This window comes from Bacillus pseudomycoides DSM 12442 (assembly GCF_000161455.1).
Classification (GTDB): Bacteria; Bacillota; Bacilli; order Bacillales; family Bacillaceae_G; genus Bacillus_A; species Bacillus_A pseudomycoides.
The window spans coordinates 849,965-867,696 of sequence record NZ_CM000745.1 but is presented as its reverse complement, the minus strand read 5'-3'; the positions used below and the strand labels follow the sequence as shown (position 1 = coordinate 867,696).

Sequence of the window (17,732 nt, the reverse complement as noted above, 5' to 3'; positions counted from 1 at the left end):
GCGACGAGATTGTGGAATCACATCAGTCACAGCTGTTCCGATCGAAGTTGTAGCAATTGCCCAGCTGATTCCATGAAGGATACGTAATACCACTAAAAATATAACTCCTGTTACCCAATCATAAAAATACATTGTAATTGCAAAAAATAGTAGTCCGCTTATTATAAATACTCGTCGACCATATCGATCCATTAATCCTCCAACAATAGGACGTAAAATGACTGCTGATATTGTAAACACTCCTATAATAAATCCAACTTGAGATTCACTTCCACCTAATTGTTTAATAAAAATAGGTAGTGTTGGCATGAGTAAATAAAAACCACTAAATAGTAATAATGCTGTAATGGTCAGCATTATATAGTTTTTTGTCCATAAACGTTCCATTGTAATGTAATCCTGCTTTCTATCGTTTAATAAGTTGAGAATGGAAAACTCGCATCAATTGGGTCCTTACTGCCCAATTGATGCGAGTTAAACGAATAAAAAAGCAGTACCACCCGCTATAAAAGTGTTGGTACTGCCATATAGAGTGACAAGTGTTTTGTTAATTAAAACGTACTTGCTACTTTAATCGCTTTTTCAAGCCCTGCAGCAATAATCTCTTCTGCTTTATCAGGGAATTGATTGTGTCCTTCAATCACTACTTTCTCTATATCTTTTGCACCGAAGAAGCCCATCATACTTACTACATATTTAATAGCCATTTCCATTTCAGCTTTTGGGCCTTTCGAATATACACCGCCACTTGCATTTAATAATGCAACTTTCTTATCTCCAATAAGACCTACTGGACCTTCTGGCGTATATTTAAATGTTTTGCCCGTGCGGTTTAAGTAATCAATATATGTGTGTAGTACAGCTGGGATTGTTAAGTTCCATAATGGGAAAGCAAACACAACTTTATCAGCTGCAAGGAATTGATCTAAATATTTATCAGCAACAGCTACTGCTTTTGCTTCTTCTGCTGTTAAATCAACTCCTCTACCAGACTTAAATGTCCCGTTAATCATATCTACTCCTACATATGGTAATTCTTCATTGTATAAATCAAGCTCTACCACTGTATCATTTGGATGTGATTCTTTATAACTTGCTAAAAAAGCCTCATATAATTTCACACTAACTGCTTGTTCTGCTGGACGATTGTTTGCTTTTACAAATAAAACTGTTGTCATGCTTTTTTCCTCCTATTACTCACTCTTACGTTTTTCTATATTTACTCACTAAAAAGGGGTATCCTATTACTTTTATAACAAAAATAATATAGTCAACTTAATTGACTTCGTTATGCATTTTACAATAGAATCCCAATACAGTCAATCTGGTTGACTGTATTTTTTAAAATTTATATTTCACCACTAATTTAATCTAGCATTAACAATCCCCATCTATACTACATTGCAGTCCATCCAACTCATTCTCTTTATTCTTCTCTATTTCTTGATCAATTGCCTTTGTTAATTTTTCTTTGCTAGTAAAACCTTGAATAACTTCGTCACCAATAATGAACGTTGGAACAGCCATAATTTGTGCTTCTACATGGGCATGCTTTATAGCTTCTCGATGCATTTTTCGGTACTTTCGTGATACTAATGCTTCTTTAAATGCTTCCTGAGAAAGTCCCACTTCGTCCGCTAATTTTGTTAACACTTCGATGTCTTCAATACTTTGTTCCTCTTGGAAATGTGCAATAAACACTCTATGGTGAAACTCATTTCCTTTTCCATGTTCCTTTGCAAATTGGTAACCTTCAAACGCAAGGTGCGTATACGAACGCAAATGTGGTAACTTTATTTCTAATCCTAATTTTTTAGCAGTAGGATAAATAAATGAATTCCAAGCTTCCATTACACGAGGTTGAGTCCGTGGATCAATTTTCGGAGATGGACTAGGACGCAATTCAAATGGCATCCATTCTACTTTTACATCTTTTTCCTTTACAACCTCATCTAAAGGACCTGTTCCTAAAAAACAAAATGGACATATAAAATCAGAATAAACTATAATTTTCACAGTCATATATACGTTCCCTCACTTTTCTTTTTATCGCTCTAAGCATAACTATACAAGTTACAATTAGAGCGATAAAATATACACTTTATACGAAGAATTTATTTTTATTTACTAATGATGTAACGAGTTGTTCCATTGCCATATTCTCTAATACTTGATCCATCGCTTCTTGTGTGTGGGCTAAAATAATTTGTATATTTGCTCCCATAGGACAAGTAAAATTCGGTTTTTTATGGAAATGAATCAACTTTTCCTCTTCTACATCATCCTCCACTCGATACATGTCTAATAAGGTATCTACACTGGTTTTTTAGAAAAAGAAAATAGTTTCTTTTGTAACTGATATTTTCTAATCCTATCTTGATAACGATGGTATACCGCCAGGGAAATGAGAAAACTCTAATTTTTCTTAATGTGAGGTCTTCCCAGTTTGCGTACAATATACTGATTATGAATACAAATTTATCTTGGTTCGATTACAATGTAGCAATACATTGACTTTACAATATTTTTTTAAAACTATAATCCATTTCTCCAGCTAGCGCTTCAGGCGTATCACCTGTTTCTCTGAAATCATGTGTATAAATTTCTTCAAATGGTCCAAAATCTATTTGCTTATAAAACTCAAAACAAGGGAATCCATCATGTGTACCTTGAATATCGACAGTACCATCTTTTTGGACACGTACAGTTAATAGATAGTCAACAGGAGGTGCATATACATTTAATGGTTGGCTAGCACTTGCACTCATTTGAAACTTGACGTCATCAGAACTCCATACAATATCAGTACACAAAATATCTTCCGTACTAGCTTTTCCTGTTCTTTTATTAACAGAACCATCTAGTGTTGTGACTTTTTCTGTTGTTATACCAGTATTTGCATATGAGAAAATTTCTTTTTTATAAAAATCTGCAACTACTTCCTGTTCAACTCTTGAGCGCATAGTGTTTACAGTATAAGGGGTAAATTCACGTGAATCACCTTCGAATTGAATTATATTACCCGTTTGAGTATCCTTCATAGGTTCAGTCCAAGACATTGGAATAAATACACTTGCTTTAATTTTAACAATGTGAGTCATACAGAACCTCCATAGTATATTGATTATTTATTAAATCATATTTCTTTCATAACAAAAGCGATGTAGTCAATTTGATTGACTATACCGCTTATAGTACAATGAGATTTAAATAAAGTCAACTTGATTGACTTTATTTAAGGAGGTTTTATACATGAATCAACGAGTATTTAGTGAATTAGATCTTACATCACTTTTGTCATTATCCTTTAGTACGGTGATTAATGAACTACATGACAGATTGAATGAATTGGGATTTGGAGATATTAGACCTGCACATGGTTTTATGTTTAAATGTATTACCCCTGATGGAGCAACAGGTATAGAACTAGCCGAATACTTAGGAATTACAAAACAAGCTGTAAGTAAAATGGTGGATTATCTTGAGAAAAGTGGTTATGTAATGCGCCAAACTCACCCCACTGATAAAAGAGGGAAGATTATCGTTTTGACCGAACGAGGATGGTTAGTATTGAAAGCAAAAGAAGAAATACTAACTGATATTGAGAGACGCTGGATTGAAAACATAGGTGCTGAGCGCATGCAAATGCTCAAAGAAGATTTAACAAAATTAGTTTATGAAACAAATGAAGGTAAATTGTCATTGAGGTTTAGACCTGTTTGGTAAATATAGAGGGTTCTGTTGCAAAGTTTTCTACATGAAGCTACACTCTAGAAAACAGGATCTAGGAGAATCAGACATGAGATATTTTAAAGGAAAACAATTCAAGAAAGATATTATTTTAGTAGCCGCCCTGTACTACTGCCGTTTTTCTTTAAGTTATCGTGATGTATCTGAAATCCTGAAAGAACGTGGTATTTCAGTTCACCCAACAACCATCATGCGATGGGTTCATGAATATGGCAATCTCACCTATCAAATTTGGAAAGTGAAAAAACTTCCCTGAAAATTTCCTAATGTAGTCTTAGCTTGATAGCGATGTGGCGAGACCCCTTAGTATAGTGAGTTTTAAAAATATGGCTATATCCCTTAACAAAATTAAGCTTCTCTCTTAGGGAGTCGTTTAATTTTGTTTTTTATGGTTTGTATTTTTTAAAAATATAGTTTGAATTGCAATTGTTAGAAAAGTAGACTATATTAGCGAGAGTGTATGAAAGAAAAGCATTAAAAAGATGGGGTTTGTTGACCAAGATACATGTAATTTCAGTTCACAGCCTGTATTATATATATTTCTAACATCAGGTTTTGATATAGAAAAAAGGTATTGCACTAATAATGGTACGGATTATTTTTGATAGAGTATTTTTGTTACATCTAGTTCATCAGTTAGGGTATTTCATATTTTCAAATAAAAACGAACGTTTATATTACAAATATCTTCAGAAAATAGTTTTTGGTAAATAATGTATCCCTATGATCTAGTTTTACACGTATCTCAGCTGACTTCTAAGAGCAATTTAAAATTCATTATTTTTCAGGAGATGAGTAATATGTTTGTTTATTTCTATTATTTGATTTTGTATTTTTTTGCAGTAATATTCGGAATGGATATTATTACTTTTGCAGATTCATTCATTACTAGGTTTATAGAGCCAGATTCAGTAGAAATATTTATTTGTATGTTAATAGTATCTAATATATTGTCAGCTATATTTTCATTCAGTTTACACTTTATCTATACTTGGAAACATGATTCAAATACATTTTTAAAAAGGTTCTATCAGGTACATTTTTTTGCTACATATATTTCCGGGGCGTTTTCTATAGTAAATATAGGAGGGAAAACACTGGAGGAATGGGGAATTAAAGGTACTTCGGTAGATGGGAATACAAAAGTGTTTTTTCTTATGTTGTTCTTTATTGCAATATCAAATAATGCTTTTTATAAAACTTTTGAAAAAGGGATTGTTGATAAACTTGAATTCACGGTAAATATAATGAAGTTAAAGATAAAAAGAATAAAGTGAAACTTCCATCCCCACTGATAAAAGATAGAGATATTTGTATCTCTATCTTTTTTATTTGATTTTTTATTCTTGCGTCTATGCAAACGACAAGCGTCGGCAAAATATGTACGATTGTAGTCGATGGATCATTAAAGGATTTGCAAAACACCTATGGGATTTTTTTATTAGGAGGTGTTTACTTTTCTTAAGTTGATAGATGTGTGGCAGTACCCCATCGCCATCAAGCTAAAATTTTGAAGTACCCCCAAAACAAAAATTTCATCTCACTTTTTTGTTTTATAGATTATTAATTTCTTTTATCACATGAAGATTTCGTTCGAACTCAAATAAAAAGGAAATCATGATTTTCTCTAATTCAGCCTTATTTAAAACATCATCAATGATTACAACTTGATAAGTACTGTCCTTTCCTTTTGCAGGAACAATCATTTTCATGCCCTTTACATTACTTCCAGTCATTTTACCAAAGATGAATTGTGCTCCTTCCAGTTCATAATTTTCTATCTTGTCATTGTCATTAATCCACTGATAAAAGGGATCTCTTCCTCCTTCTAAAATGGCGGATTGATAAATTGTATAACCAAACTCTCCAGCTCATAGTGCTTCCATTTAAAATCCACTGGTTTTTTCATCGTCGTACACGTCCTTTATTTATGAATATTTTCAGTGTACACAATGATAGTATTTTTTGCACCAGAACCAAGTAGTTTATGTGAAATGAAACATTGGGATTTTTCAGGAATTAAAAATAAGATATTTTTTTATTTTATTAATTCACATAATTTTAAAAATTAAAATCTTTAATTGTTAATATTTGTTATATAATGAAATTGTCAACCAGTCATCAAATAGTGTCCCTTATGTTTCTGTTGGAACCGTTTGATGGTCCCGTGTATTAACCGTCTAAGTTACAATGCACATGCGTATATATGATTTTCAATCTATCCATGAATGTATATAAACAGCTAAAAGAATGATAAAGGATTAAAATTATTTTACTTTTGAGAAGTATATTCTTGTACAAGAATCAATAAACAAAATATCATAACATAAAAAAAGAATTGCAAGCCATGTATTCTCTAAAAATAATAAATGTAAAATATGGCTAAATTCCCTAAGGATGCAGCCGGTGTTTTGTGAAGGTAAATTGAATAGAAAAAACATTCATTTAATAGGTGGATTGTTAAGTGTATTTATTTTTAAATACATAGATTTAAATTCTAAAAATTGATTTTTTGAATTAGTTTTTAATAGTATAGAATAATATTTACGCCCGTACATTTAGTTAAGTAAGTAGTATCTTTAACAAATATGGTAAATCCAATTAAACGATAAAGATTATAAGAAAATATGAAATTATAACACAATCATTATTTACACCTATAAATTTCTGAATAATCAAACTAATATTCTTTTACAGAAAATATAATCAGCATGTAAGGTTTTTCCTGAAAATTTGATGAATGGTGGGAATGAGATGAAACGTAGAATGTTAACAAAATGTTTTGGAATTATAAGTTTAATCATTATGTTGCTAGGGATTTCTATTCCACAAGCAGCAGCCGAGATAATACATCAAGAAAAGTTTCAAATGAACTGGAATTATATTAAATTCAAAGGTACTGAAGTAAAGGTAAAGGCAGACTTACTAAGAACGTCATCAAAAGATGTTGCATATTGTTTATCACCTGATCTGAATTCACCTAATGGAGATGATCTTTCTGAAATTGGAAAAGAGAATGATTTTGTATATCGTGTCTTACTTTATGGATACCCTCAAAAAACGCCGGCTGAATTAGGAGTTTCTACAAAAGAGGAAGCCTACTATGCAACTCAACTAGCTATCTGGATTGCATCTAAAAAAATTGAAATTGCCGATTCAAAGCCAGAAAACCAACAGGTATATAACCTTGTAAAGCATTTGGTAGAAAAAGCTTCTAAAGGTACTGAAGTTCAGGAAACATATTTGAACGTAATACCTACTGGAAAACAAACTGTAGAGCAAAATGGGGAATATTTTGAAACAAATTTATATAGAGTTCAATCAAATTCAGTATCTGGAGTATACTCAGTTCAAATGGAGGGTGCACCAGAAGGAGCTAAAATTATAAATGAACAAGGTGAAAAAAAGAATGAATTCTCTATAGAGGAAAAATTTAAAGTTATGATTCCCAAAAACGCAACAAGTGGAAATTTCAAGATCAGAGTAAATGCAAAATTGCAGAGCTTACAAGCAGTTACCTTTGATGGCCAACAAAGGATTCAAGATGTAACTGCTTTATTACCAAGAATGAGTGAAAAAAGCAGTACAGATATAGTAGTAGGATGGGAATTTTGGGGGTCATTAAAAATTATGAAGGTAGGAGAAAATAGAGAGGCTTTAAAAGGGGCAGTGTTTGAGGTTGTAAGTGAAAATGGGGATTTTAGACAAGAAATCACTACAACTGAGAATGGGATTGCTACATTAAATAAACTTCCTACCGGTACGTATGTTGTAAAAGAAATTCAGGCTCCAGAAGGTTATGTACTTGATCCTACAATAAAAAAAATGGAAGTAAAAACTGGCGAGATAGCAGAAATAGAAATAAAGAATCAAAAAATAACAAGTGGCCTGGAAATTAAAAAAGTGCATGCTACATATGGAAATGCTAAACAATCTTATGATATACAAAGTAAAGAGGGCGCAATGGAAAATGATCTTGCAAGTAAGGAAAAGCATCACCTGCCATCAACAGGAACGAAGTTTCCAACTGTCCCGTTTGTAGGACTAGGATTGATTATTTTAGGAATCTATATATTAAAAATAGGGAAAAATCATAGTTAAAAACTATAAACAATAAGGGTTTTGTTACCAATGCTTAAAGTTAAATATGCTAAGAAATGTTTTGTGAAAAATGTAGATTATAACAATCCCTAAAATTGAAAACGCTTGCAATAAATGCAATTATGAAAAATCTATATGATATACCTAAACGTGCTCTCCAGGATCAAATACAACGAGCGAATTTATTAAGTATTCCGATTAATCCCATTATTATATGAAACGCCGTATATTTAAGTAAATCTGTAGAAACGTTAAAAAGTAAGTATGAGTTTAATGAAGAACTATTAAAACATATCTCATCATTAGGATGGGAGCATATCAACTTTTTAAGTGAGCATCGATTTGATATAAAAGATTATATATTGAGTTCATTCCAAACTGATGTATATTCATAAAAAGCACGTTACTATTCTCATTAACATAAGAGAATAGTAACGTGCTTTTTACTTTGAGAATAGCCTAAATGCTTAAGTTGATGGATGCGTGGTGCTACCCCATGCCCATCAAGCTAAGGTTTTATTACACCCCCAAAACGATAAAATGAGATGTCTTGTTACAAGAGGGTTTAAAATTTCGTTCTGAGATGCTGCAAAATTTTAACTTGATGGGCATGAGTCTGTACCCTTAAAAAAGAAGTGATGTTTAGAAGAAAGGCGCGATATTTTAAAAGAAATTTGCGGAATTTTACCCCCTTAAGTATTTTTTCCTAAAGAGGATTTTTATGTCCAAAGAAGAACATTTTATATTGAAAAGCGGTTTAAAGAGGTCTGCGGGATAGGTTCTGTGTCTGAATATTAGTCGTGGTTAAAAATGCAAGATGTTTCGCCACAAGGGCATTCTACAAGATTAAATTGATGAATAAAAAACTTTTTTTGAGTTGTGCAGTATATTCTAAATATAATCTCACTTATGAACGAGCAATCAGTCGGTGACGACATCTCAGTAAAAATCCTCTCTTAATGTTATAAAAGAAGCGATAGAAATTAGTAGCCTTTTGTGTCTGCACACTAAACTATTGGAGGGATTAAAATGTTAAACAAAAGTGTCGTCCTCTACACTGAGGAAAATGGTATTGCAAGAATTACATTAAACAGACCGGAAGCACTAAATGCGTTAAACCGAGATGTTCTTGAGCAACTTTCCTCCGTCTTGGACAGGGTTAAAACTAATTCAAGTGTAAAAGCATTGATAATTATCGGTGCTGGAGAAAAGGCATTTTCAGCAGGTGCTGACATTCAGTTTCTCAATAAAGCCACTCCACTAGAAGTACGGGATTTAGCTCAGTTGGCTGTTACGGTTACTCATAAAATCGAGTCATTAGGAAAAGTGGTTGTTGCTGCCATCAACGGATTTGCACTAGGAGGTGGACTTGAGTTAGCTGAATCCTGTACGATTCGTATTTGTGCTAATCATGCTAGATTAGGACATCCTGAAGTTCGTATTGGAGCTGTTGCCGGATTTGGAGGAACTACGAGATTGCCCAGACTTATAGGTAAGGGGCGTGCTACAGAGCTGCTGCTCACTGGAGCCGCGATAAGCGCAGACGAAGCTTATAGAATAGGACTGGTTAATAGGACTGTTGAGCCTGATAAATTATTATCAGAGGCAGAAGCGCTTATCCAAGAAATTCTATCTCAGGCTCCTATCGCAGTAAAAATGACTTGGGAGGCAATTCATCGGGGAGGTAATTTAACTTTAGAAGAGTCCGCACGTCTTGGAGCAGATTATTTCGGCTTGATAGCGTCCACAGAGGACTTCAGAGAAGGTACTAAATCATTTTTAGAAAAGACCAAACCATTATTTAAAGAAAGATAGTTAATCGAACCAATTATTTTGGGAATTAATATAAAGAATGAAAAAAAAAACAGGCCAATAATAGTTTTGATCCCCCATATTATCTTTCCCAACTATCCAACTTGAAGGTAATTTCAATAATAATTCTGCATATTTAAACTCACTTTCTTCATTTGAATAATCCATAGGTGCATCACTCATACCTGTAGTTACGAGAGTTACAAAATCATTATTCATTGACGGAGGAATTATATGAATATTGACTGAAACTCTACTACCAGGAACAATCTCACTTATAGTATTTTGAATAGTTCCAAAGTATTTAGTTACATGCTCTAAGATTTCATCATGATAATCTTGATTTTTACCATTTACTTCGGTTATAGTAGCGGTCAATTCTTTTTGGCCTTCTATTAACTTAACAATTTCCACTTGACCCTGTTCCCTTGCAAAAGTTAATGCATCCATATCTTTCACGGATTCACCACTATATTTAACATTAATATCTATACCGCTTTCGATTAAAAATTGAGCTTTTCCATTTCTAAATAACTGTAGAGATATAAAATTTTTGTTTTGGGGTTATTTCAAAATCTTAACTTGATGGATGTGTGGTGCTACCCCATTACCATCAACTTAAAAGTACTTACTACCCATTATTGTTATAAACGTTATTCTTCCTAGATTAATAAGAAGAGATGAAAAAAACACCTTCACAGGTGTCTTTTTTCATTATAGAAATATCTTAAAATAGATATCTGATGTCATTTATTCAATAAAAAAACCTTTGTTACATCATAGCGCCGTTATCTTTGAATGAATACCATTTCCCATCAATGAAATGTTTACCTGTTGCCATCGCACCGCTAGACTGCAAATAATACCATGTGCCATTATCTTGCACCCAGCCTGTTGTCATCGGGCCATCATAAAAGTAATACCATTTCCCGTTATAACTTAGCCAACCTGCGTGGCTTGCTCCAGTTTTATCATCAAAGTAATACCATTCACCATCAATTAATTTCCAGCCTGTAAACATTGATCCATCTGGATTGAAGTACCAACAAGTACCTCCTTCACACATTTTCCCTGTCCACATGGCACCACTGTCAGCGAAAACGTAACGCTTTCCTCCCTCATCTAACCAACCTTCGTCCCACCCATTAGCTGAGCTTTTCATTGTGCCATTTGCATTTAAGTAATACCATGTGCCCTTATCTTTTAACCAGCCTGTTTTCATCGTTCCATCTGCATTCAGGTAGTACCAATTCCCATTATCTTCAATCCAACCTGTTTGCATCTTAGAAGCCACAAAGTAATACCAGCTTCCTTTATAACTTAGCCAACCATTATGAGTATTAAAATGCGTCCGGCTTTCTTCGAAGTAGTACCATTCATTATTAATCAAATTCCAACCAGTTGCCATTGCTCCATCAGATAAGAAATAATTACCATCAGGATGTGAACCTATCCAATTGTTTACTTTCATATCTCCAGAGCCTGGATTCATGTAGTATATCTTACCATTATATTCAAGATAGCCCTCGTGTAAGTTTCCTCCTTGGTGAACGTAATACCATTCTCCTTCGTACTGAACCCAGCCTTCGTTCGTATATAACGCACCGTCTGCTCCTAATAAATAACATGAACCTTGATTAAAAATATTACCCGTTTTCATTGCTCCACTTTCAGCAAAGTAGTACCACTTTCCTCCATCACTTAACCAGCTATTACTTTTCATTGCCCCATCCGCATTCAAGTAATACCATGTACCATTATCTTTTAACCACCCTGTTTTCTTCACACCATTTTGATCATAGAAATACCATGTATTCCCCTCTTTTACCCAACCTGTTTTCTGCATTGCCTGTTCTGTTTTTGGAGCAAGTTGTTTTACAGCTTCTTGGTTTTCAGCATGAGATACTGCAGGAACTACAAACATTGCAGACATTAAAACTGGTAAAATAACTTTCTTCATTTTCCATATCCCCCAAATAATGAATAATTTTAGTTTTTATTTCCACAAACAGAATTATATTATGATATTTAAATATAATCAATAGTTTTTGTAACAAAAATGTAATCTTTTTTAATTTAACGACACAAAATATCTATTAATGTAATTATCGTTACTTTACAGTTACAATGTAAGTATCATTACACATCTATCAACTTAAGGGATTAATTGTCCCAAAAACGAAAAAGATGAGTCGAATTCTCATAAATAACTGTAAAAAGGTAAAGTTTTCGTTATGGGGGGTGACCTGTTTTCTTAGGTTGATGGCGATGTGGTGCTATCCCAATATTATCTTTACAAAAGTGTATCTTCCCCCCTTTATAATAAATCGAATTCTCTACCTCAGAACAATTTATCTTACTAATTGCATACGAATCCCTAAAACTACAGCTTGCGTGCGGTCTGCCACCTCAAGTTTCTGAATAATGTTATGTACATGGGTTTTAACAATTCCTTCTGAAATATACAGTATATTTGCTATTTCTTTATTCTTCTTTCCATATGCTATGAGTTACAATATCTCAATTTCTCGATCTGTTAATGGTTCTATAAAAGATGAAGCCTTAGGCTGATTTGTTGAAATATTATCTCTAGAATTTATAATCTTTGTGAGCGCTTGTTTCGCTGTCATGCTATTATATAAAGTGGCGCCGCGCTGTATAGAACGTACACCATCTAATAGCTCTTTCGTTTGAGTATCCTTTAATAAATATCCGGCGGCATTTGTACATCCATCAACACGATATCAGGTATGCAGCGCAAAGCAATCTTTCCGGCATCCTTACCATTATCTGCTTCACCTACAACTTCCATATCTGATTGACTATTAAATATATACGTCAGCCCTTGTCTGATGATTGGTTGATCGTCCACTAACATGATTCGAATTTTTTATCGTTTTCATTCGTCGTCCCTCCTATCTCTAGGCTTCATCACATACACGATTCATTAAAGGAATAATCGCTTCCACCTTCAATCCCCCGTCTGAATTAACCGAAAAATTACAAGTTCCCCCAACAGATTGACACCGTTCAATCATTCCTTTTACTCCAAAACCATTTTGGTATAAATTTTCACTTAAAAATTGTCCATTATCGGAAACAATGAGCGATAATTCTTGTGCATGTTCTTGTATACATACATCTACTTCATTGGCAGCAGAATGACGTATTACATTTGTAATGGATTCCTGAAGAATACGGAACATTACAATGCTAATGTCCTCAGACCATTCAGAGAATTCTCCTTTTTCCTTTAGTTGAAACCGAATTTGTGAATTAATTTTTCGACATCTAAATCCCTGCTATACAGAATACAAAGTAACCTACACTCATTTGCGCTTTCTGTTTTTACTTCGCATGTGGCAGAAAAAGGCCCTGACCGCTTCTATGCATGGCCAGATGCTCTCTCCTACCTAAAAAGAAGGGTTTTATGTCCGGTTTTTAATTGATGTATATATAGTTTAAAATTCTTTAACAAATTCATTATGAAATTCTCCACCCTAAAAGTTGCATCATATCTTCATAGAGTCATAGAATTAATCTGTGGTCGAAAACGTAAAGAGCTGCTAGAATGCATTCCTGAAGAATACGAAGAATAAAGGAATGAACCGAAGTAAAAGCTAAAAAAATTAGAAAAGGAAAATGGAGAGATGAATTAAATGTTAAAGATCATCAAACATTTAAAACCATTTGTTGCCTCAATCATTGCAGTTATATGTCTATTATCCATACAAGCCGTATGTGACCTGTCACTGCCAGACTACATGTCTAACATTGTGAATGTAGGTATTCAGCAAAAAGGTGTAGAAAACGCAGTACCTGGGGTTATTCGTAAAAGTGAGCTCGATAAACTTACACTCTTTATGAATGAAAATGAGAAGAAAAAAGTAGATGACAACTATGTACTTTTAGATAAGAATAATCTTTCTCAAAGTGAGCTGAAAAATGACTTAAAAGATTATCCGCAGCTTGATAAAGAACCGCTTTATAAGCTACATACAGAGGATAAAAATACAATTAACGAACTTAACGATATATTCGGGAAACCAATGTTAATTACACAAGGAATTGAAAAAGACGGCTCATCTGCTTTCACTGCGCCAGGTGATAACAAAGCACCGGCGAAGCTTCCGCCAAATACAGATCCTTTTGCAGTAATTGCTAAACTGCCTCAAGATCAAATCGATGCAATGAAAGAAAAGGCGGATGAAAAGTTTAAGAATATGCCAGGCAGCATGGTAACACAGTCAGCCGTTTCATTCATTGAGAATGAATATAAAAAGATCGGTATCAATACAGATAAGCTTCAATCCAATTATATTCTTACTTCTGGCGGAAAAATGTTGCTTTTATCCTTAGTAAGTATGGCAGCTACCGTTATCGTGAGTTTACTTGCTGCAAAAGTGGCTGCTGGATTAGGTAGAGATCTTAGAAAGAAAGTATTTCGGAAGGTTACAAGCTTTTCTAATGCAGAGTTTGATAAGTTTTCCACTGCATCTCTAATCACAAGAAGTACAAATGATATTCAACAAGTGCAAACACTTATGGTTATGCTGCTTCGTATCGTATTCTATGCACCGATTTTAGGCATAGGCGGAATTATTAAGGTACTTACTACAGACCTTTCAATGGGATGGATTATCGCAGTTGCAGTTATCGCGATTTTAAGCTTAGTCATTGGTCTATTTAGCATCGCGATCCCTAAGTTTAAGAGTATCCAAAAGTTAGTAGATAAAATTAACTTGATCACTCGTGAATCTTTAACAGGTATGCTCGTTATTCGTGCTTTTAATAATCAAAAGCATGAAGAAAAGAAATTCGAAAAAGGAAATCAAGATTTAACAAGAACTAATTTATTTGTAAGCCGTTTAATGTCATTTATGATGCCAATGATGATGCTTATCATGAATGCCGTTACTGTACTTATTATTTGGGTTGGATCACACCAAGTGGATATGGGACATATGCAAGTTGGTGATATGATGGCATTTATGCAATATACAATGCAAATCATCATGGCCTTCTTAATGATTTCTATGGTATCCATTATGGTTCCGCGTGCTTCTGTATCCGCACAGCGCATTGCAGAAGTTTTAGATACTGACCTTTCTATTCATGACGCAGCGGAGCCAAAAACATTTGCCTCTGACAAGAGAGGCTACGTTGAATTTAAAAATGTTAGCTTTAAATATCCAGGTGCAGAAGAAGATGTGCTTTCCAATATTACCTTTACCGCAAAACCTGGAGAAACGACAGCTTTCATCGGAAGTACAGGTAGCGGTAAATCAACATTAATCAACTTAATTCCACGCTTTTACGATGTAACAAGCGGCCAAATATTAATAGATGGCACGGATATTAGAGAAGTATCTCAGAAGGAATTAAGAGAGAAAATTGGTTATGTACCGCAAAAAGGAGTTCTATTCTCAGGTACGATCGAAAGTAATTTGAAATACGGTAAGAAAGAAGCAACTGAAGAAGAACTCGCAAAAGCGGCAGAAATCGCGCAAGCTATGGAGTTTATTAACGCGAAACCTGAAAGCTTCCGTACAGAAATATCACAAGGTGGTACGAACGTTTCCGGTGGTCAAAAACAAAGACTTTCTATTGCGCGTGCTCTTACGAAAAAATCGGAAATCTTCATATTTGATGATAGTTTCTCAGCTCTTGACTTTAAGACAGACGCAGCCTTGCGGAGGGCTTTAAACAATGAGATTGCGGGAAGTACTATTCTACTTGTTGCCCAAAGAATAAGTACAATCATGAATGCAGATAAGATCATTGTACTTGATGAAGGAAAAATAGTTGGAACTGGTACTCATGAAGAGCTTATGGAAAACTGTGAAGTTTATAAGCAAATTGCTTTATCACAACTTTCAAGAGAGGAGTTGTCATCATGAGTGATAGAAAAATAGAAAATAGAAGACAAGGCAGTCCTGGTGGTGGCCATGGCGGCGGTCATATGGGCGGCGGCATGAGAAAGATTGAGAAGGCAAAAAATTTCAAAGAAACGATGAATAAGTTACTTCAATACTTAAAGCCATATAAGTTCTCAATCCTAATCGTTATTATTTTCGCAATCGGTAGTGCTGCCTTTGCAATCGTCGGTCCAAAGATTTTAGGTAAAGCGACAACAAAACTTTTCGAAGGACTCGTAGACAAAGTAACGGGCGTGCACGGTGCTGCTATTGACTTTACCTATATCGGAAACATTGCCCTCCTGCTCCTTGGATTATATATAGCGAGCACTGTGTTTTCCATTATACAAGGATATATCATTTCGGGAGTCGCACAAAAGGTATCTTATAACTTCAGAAAAGAAATTGATGAAAAGATCAACCGTATGCCGCTTAAGTACTTTGATAAAACGACACATGGAGAAGTATTATCTAGAGTTACAAATGACGTAGATACTGTGAGCCAAACTTTAAACCAAAGTATGTCGCAAATCATCACATCCGTTATTACAATCATCGGTGTACTCATCATGATGTTATCAATCAGCTGGCAAATGACATTAGTGGCGCTGTTAATACTGCCAGTATCCATGATGCTCATCATGGGAGTCGTCAAGAGATCACAAAAATACTTCAAATCCCAGCAAGAATATTTAGGGCACGTGAACGGTCAAGTTGAAGAAATTTATAGTGGTCACAATATCGTAAAAGCTTTTAACACTGAAGAAGAAGAAGTGAAAAAATTCGAAGAGGTGAATGATACTCTTTACCACTCTGCATGGAAATCTCAATTTTTATCCGGAATGATGATGCCGATTATGATGTTTATCGGTAATATCGGTTACGTAGCTGTATCCATTTTAGGCGGATGGCTCGCTGTAAAGAGAACAATTGCAGTTGGAGATATTTTAGCATTTGTGCAATATGTAAGAAGCTTTACGCAACCAATCGCTCAAGTAGCCCAAATCGCTAACGTACTTCAATCCACTGCAGCTGCTGCAGAAAGAGTTTTCGAATTTTTAGATGAAGAAGAAGAAATTCCGGAAGCAGAAAACCCAGTGAAGCTTCAAGAAGTTAAAGGAGAAGTTACATTCAAAGATGTTCAATTTGGATATAATCCAGATAAGATCATCATCAATAATTTCTCAGCTAATATTAAACCTGGACAAAAGGTAGCCATCGTAGGACCCACCGGAGCAGGAAAAACAACAATCGTAAAACTGTTAATGCGTTTCTATGACGTAAACAGCGGTGCGATCTGTATAGACGGTCACGATATAAAAGACTTTACGCGAGAAGACCTGCGCAGCATGTTCGGCATGGTACTGCAAGACACTTGGCTATTTAATGGTTCCATCATGGAAAACATACGTTACGGTAGACTGGGTGCAACCGACGAAGAAGTGATTGAAGCAGCAAACGCAGCCCACGTTCACAGCTTCGTAAAAACCTTACCAAATAAATATCAAATGGAACTAAACGAAGAAGCAAGCAACGTATCCCAAGGACAAAAGCAACTACTAACAATTGCCCGTGCCCTTCTAGCGGATCCGAAAATACTCATACTCGACGAAGCAACAAGCTCTATCGATACTCGTACAGAAGTGCTGATTCAAAAAGCCATGGAAAACCTCATGGAAGGCAGAACAAGCTTCATCATCGCTCATAGATTATCAACAATCCGTGATGCCGATTTAATCCTTGTCATGAAAGACGGGGATATTGTAGAACAAGGTAATCATGAAGAGTTATTGAAGGCTGATGGTTTCTATGCTTCGCTTTATAATAGTCAGTTTGAAGGTGCGGATGCTTCTTGAGTTAGGTGGGATGAGGGTGAAGATCAGCTTGATCAATTTTATTTTTCTAACACATCTGAACGAATTAATTTTAAATCATCTGTTTTAATTGCACCTGTTGAAGTAGATGATGGTTTAACTTTTGTAGCTGTATCCCAATAATGGCTACCTTGCCAAAACTGTGCAAAAGGTGAATTGATTGTTTTATTTACAACTCCAGCAACTACGGAACCTGGTTTTAAAGTATATTCAGCTGATGGAAGTTTCACTTTATAGCATAAATAACTTTTGCCATATATAAGGCCACTGAAGAAGC

The 17,732-nt window shown here is 34.6% G+C and carries 15 protein-coding genes and 4 pseudogenes; 8 read left to right on the top strand and 11 right to left on the bottom strand.

The genetic code is table 11. From position 1 onward, the window contains the following. From BPMYX0001_RS04335 to BPMYX0001_RS04315, 5 genes are all read right to left on the bottom strand, one after another. Positions 1-387: MFS transporter (locus tag BPMYX0001_RS04335; RefSeq protein WP_033798690.1), on the bottom strand; the 387-nt coding region annotated here is incomplete at its 3' end. A gap of 164 nt (positions 388-551) precedes the next feature. Continuing rightward, entirely contained in the window at positions 552-1,178 is a 627-nt protein-coding gene (locus BPMYX0001_RS04330; RefSeq protein ID WP_006093763.1) for an FMN-dependent NADH-azoreductase, read from the bottom strand. 199 nt (positions 1,179-1,377) lie between these two features. Beyond that, entirely contained in the window at positions 1,378-2,022 is a 645-nt protein-coding gene (locus BPMYX0001_RS04325) for a DsbA family oxidoreductase (RefSeq protein WP_006093762.1), read from the bottom strand. Between the two features lie 79 nt (positions 2,023-2,101). Beyond that, the gene (locus BPMYX0001_RS32955) at positions 2,102-2,299 is read right to left on the bottom strand and encodes a hypothetical protein (protein WP_162484051.1); all 198 of its coding nucleotides are present in this window, start codon (positions 2,297-2,299) and stop codon (positions 2,102-2,104) included. Between the two features lie 217 nt (positions 2,300-2,516). Further along, entirely contained in the window at positions 2,517-3,101 is a 585-nt protein-coding gene (locus tag BPMYX0001_RS04315) for a DUF3238 domain-containing protein (protein ID WP_006093760.1), read from the bottom strand. Between the two features lie 151 nt (positions 3,102-3,252). On the opposite strand from BPMYX0001_RS04315, the gene BPMYX0001_RS04310 reads away from it, so the two are divergent. The 3 genes and pseudogenes from BPMYX0001_RS04310 (at position 3,253) to BPMYX0001_RS04300 (ending at position 5,027) form a co-directional block, all read left to right on the top strand. Continuing rightward, a complete protein-coding gene (locus BPMYX0001_RS04310) occupies positions 3,253-3,726 on the top strand; it encodes a MarR family winged helix-turn-helix transcriptional regulator (protein WP_006093759.1) in 474 nt (157 codons plus the stop codon). Between the two features lie 73 nt (positions 3,727-3,799). Next, positions 3,800-3,994 (top strand): annotated as a pseudogene (locus BPMYX0001_RS04305) (IS6 family transposase); the annotation flags it as partial. A 556-nt stretch (positions 3,995-4,550) separates the two neighbouring features. Beyond that, complete coding sequence (locus BPMYX0001_RS04300) at positions 4,551-5,027, top strand: hypothetical protein (RefSeq protein ID WP_033798689.1); 477 nt, start codon at positions 4,551-4,553, stop codon at positions 5,025-5,027. 276 nt (positions 5,028-5,303) lie between these two features. Here the strand turns inward: BPMYX0001_RS04300 and BPMYX0001_RS33795 are convergent, their stop codons facing one another. Further along, positions 5,304-5,456: a hypothetical protein gene (locus BPMYX0001_RS33795; RefSeq protein WP_018767548.1), complete on the bottom strand. Its 153-nt coding sequence runs from the start codon at positions 5,454-5,456 to the stop codon at positions 5,304-5,306. Between the two features lie 1,048 nt (positions 5,457-6,504). Between BPMYX0001_RS33795 and BPMYX0001_RS04290 the strand changes: the two genes are divergently transcribed. The 3 genes and pseudogenes from BPMYX0001_RS04290 (at position 6,505) to BPMYX0001_RS04285 (ending at position 9,666) form a co-directional block, all read left to right on the top strand. After that, entirely contained in the window at positions 6,505-7,851 is a 1,347-nt protein-coding gene (locus BPMYX0001_RS04290) for a SpaA isopeptide-forming pilin-related protein (RefSeq protein ID WP_018783607.1), read from the top strand. Between the two features lie 230 nt (positions 7,852-8,081). Further along, a pseudogene (locus tag BPMYX0001_RS32595) lies at positions 8,082-8,246 on the top strand (hypothetical protein); the annotation flags it as partial. A 634-nt stretch (positions 8,247-8,880) separates the two neighbouring features. Continuing rightward, positions 8,881-9,666, top strand: coding sequence for an enoyl-CoA hydratase/isomerase family protein (locus BPMYX0001_RS04285; protein ID WP_006093753.1), 786 nt, complete (start codon positions 8,881-8,883; stop codon positions 9,664-9,666). Between the two features lie 51 nt (positions 9,667-9,717). Here the strand turns inward: BPMYX0001_RS04285 and BPMYX0001_RS29245 are convergent. From BPMYX0001_RS29245 to BPMYX0001_RS04265, 4 genes and pseudogenes are all read right to left on the bottom strand, one after another. Next, positions 9,718-10,179 (bottom strand): annotated as a pseudogene (locus BPMYX0001_RS29245) (suppressor of fused domain protein); the annotation flags it as partial. A 256-nt stretch (positions 10,180-10,435) separates the two neighbouring features. Next, positions 10,436-11,623, bottom strand: a complete 1,188-nt coding sequence (locus tag BPMYX0001_RS04275) for a glucan-binding protein (protein WP_006093751.1) — start codon at positions 11,621-11,623, stop codon at positions 10,436-10,438. Positions 11,624-12,014: 391 nt separating this feature from the next. Continuing rightward, a pseudogene (locus tag BPMYX0001_RS29240) lies at positions 12,015-12,541 on the bottom strand (response regulator transcription factor). A gap of 43 nt (positions 12,542-12,584) precedes the next feature. Then, positions 12,585-12,869 carry a sensor histidine kinase gene (locus tag BPMYX0001_RS04265; RefSeq protein WP_006093748.1) on the bottom strand — a complete coding sequence of 95 codons (285 nt, stop codon included), beginning with the start codon at positions 12,867-12,869 and terminating at the stop codon, positions 12,585-12,587. A 453-nt stretch (positions 12,870-13,322) separates the two neighbouring features. Here BPMYX0001_RS04265 and BPMYX0001_RS04260 point away from each other — a divergent pair, with 453 nt between their 5' ends. Both BPMYX0001_RS04260 and BPMYX0001_RS04255 read left to right on the top strand, forming a co-directional pair. Then, positions 13,323-15,563, top strand: coding sequence for an ABC transporter ATP-binding protein (locus BPMYX0001_RS04260; RefSeq protein WP_033798688.1), 2,241 nt, complete (start codon positions 13,323-13,325; stop codon positions 15,561-15,563). Then, a complete protein-coding gene (locus tag BPMYX0001_RS04255) occupies positions 15,560-17,437 on the top strand; it encodes an ABC transporter ATP-binding protein (protein ID WP_033798687.1) in 1,878 nt (625 codons plus the stop codon). Before BPMYX0001_RS04260 ends, BPMYX0001_RS04255 begins: the two co-directional genes overlap by 4 nt. Positions 17,438-17,475: 38 nt before the next feature. On the opposite strand, the gene BPMYX0001_RS04250 is transcribed toward BPMYX0001_RS04255, so the two are convergent. Then, positions 17,476-17,685, bottom strand: a complete 210-nt coding sequence (locus BPMYX0001_RS04250) for a hypothetical protein (protein ID WP_006093745.1) — start codon at positions 17,683-17,685, stop codon at positions 17,476-17,478. Between the last annotated feature and the right edge of the window lie 47 nt (positions 17,686-17,732).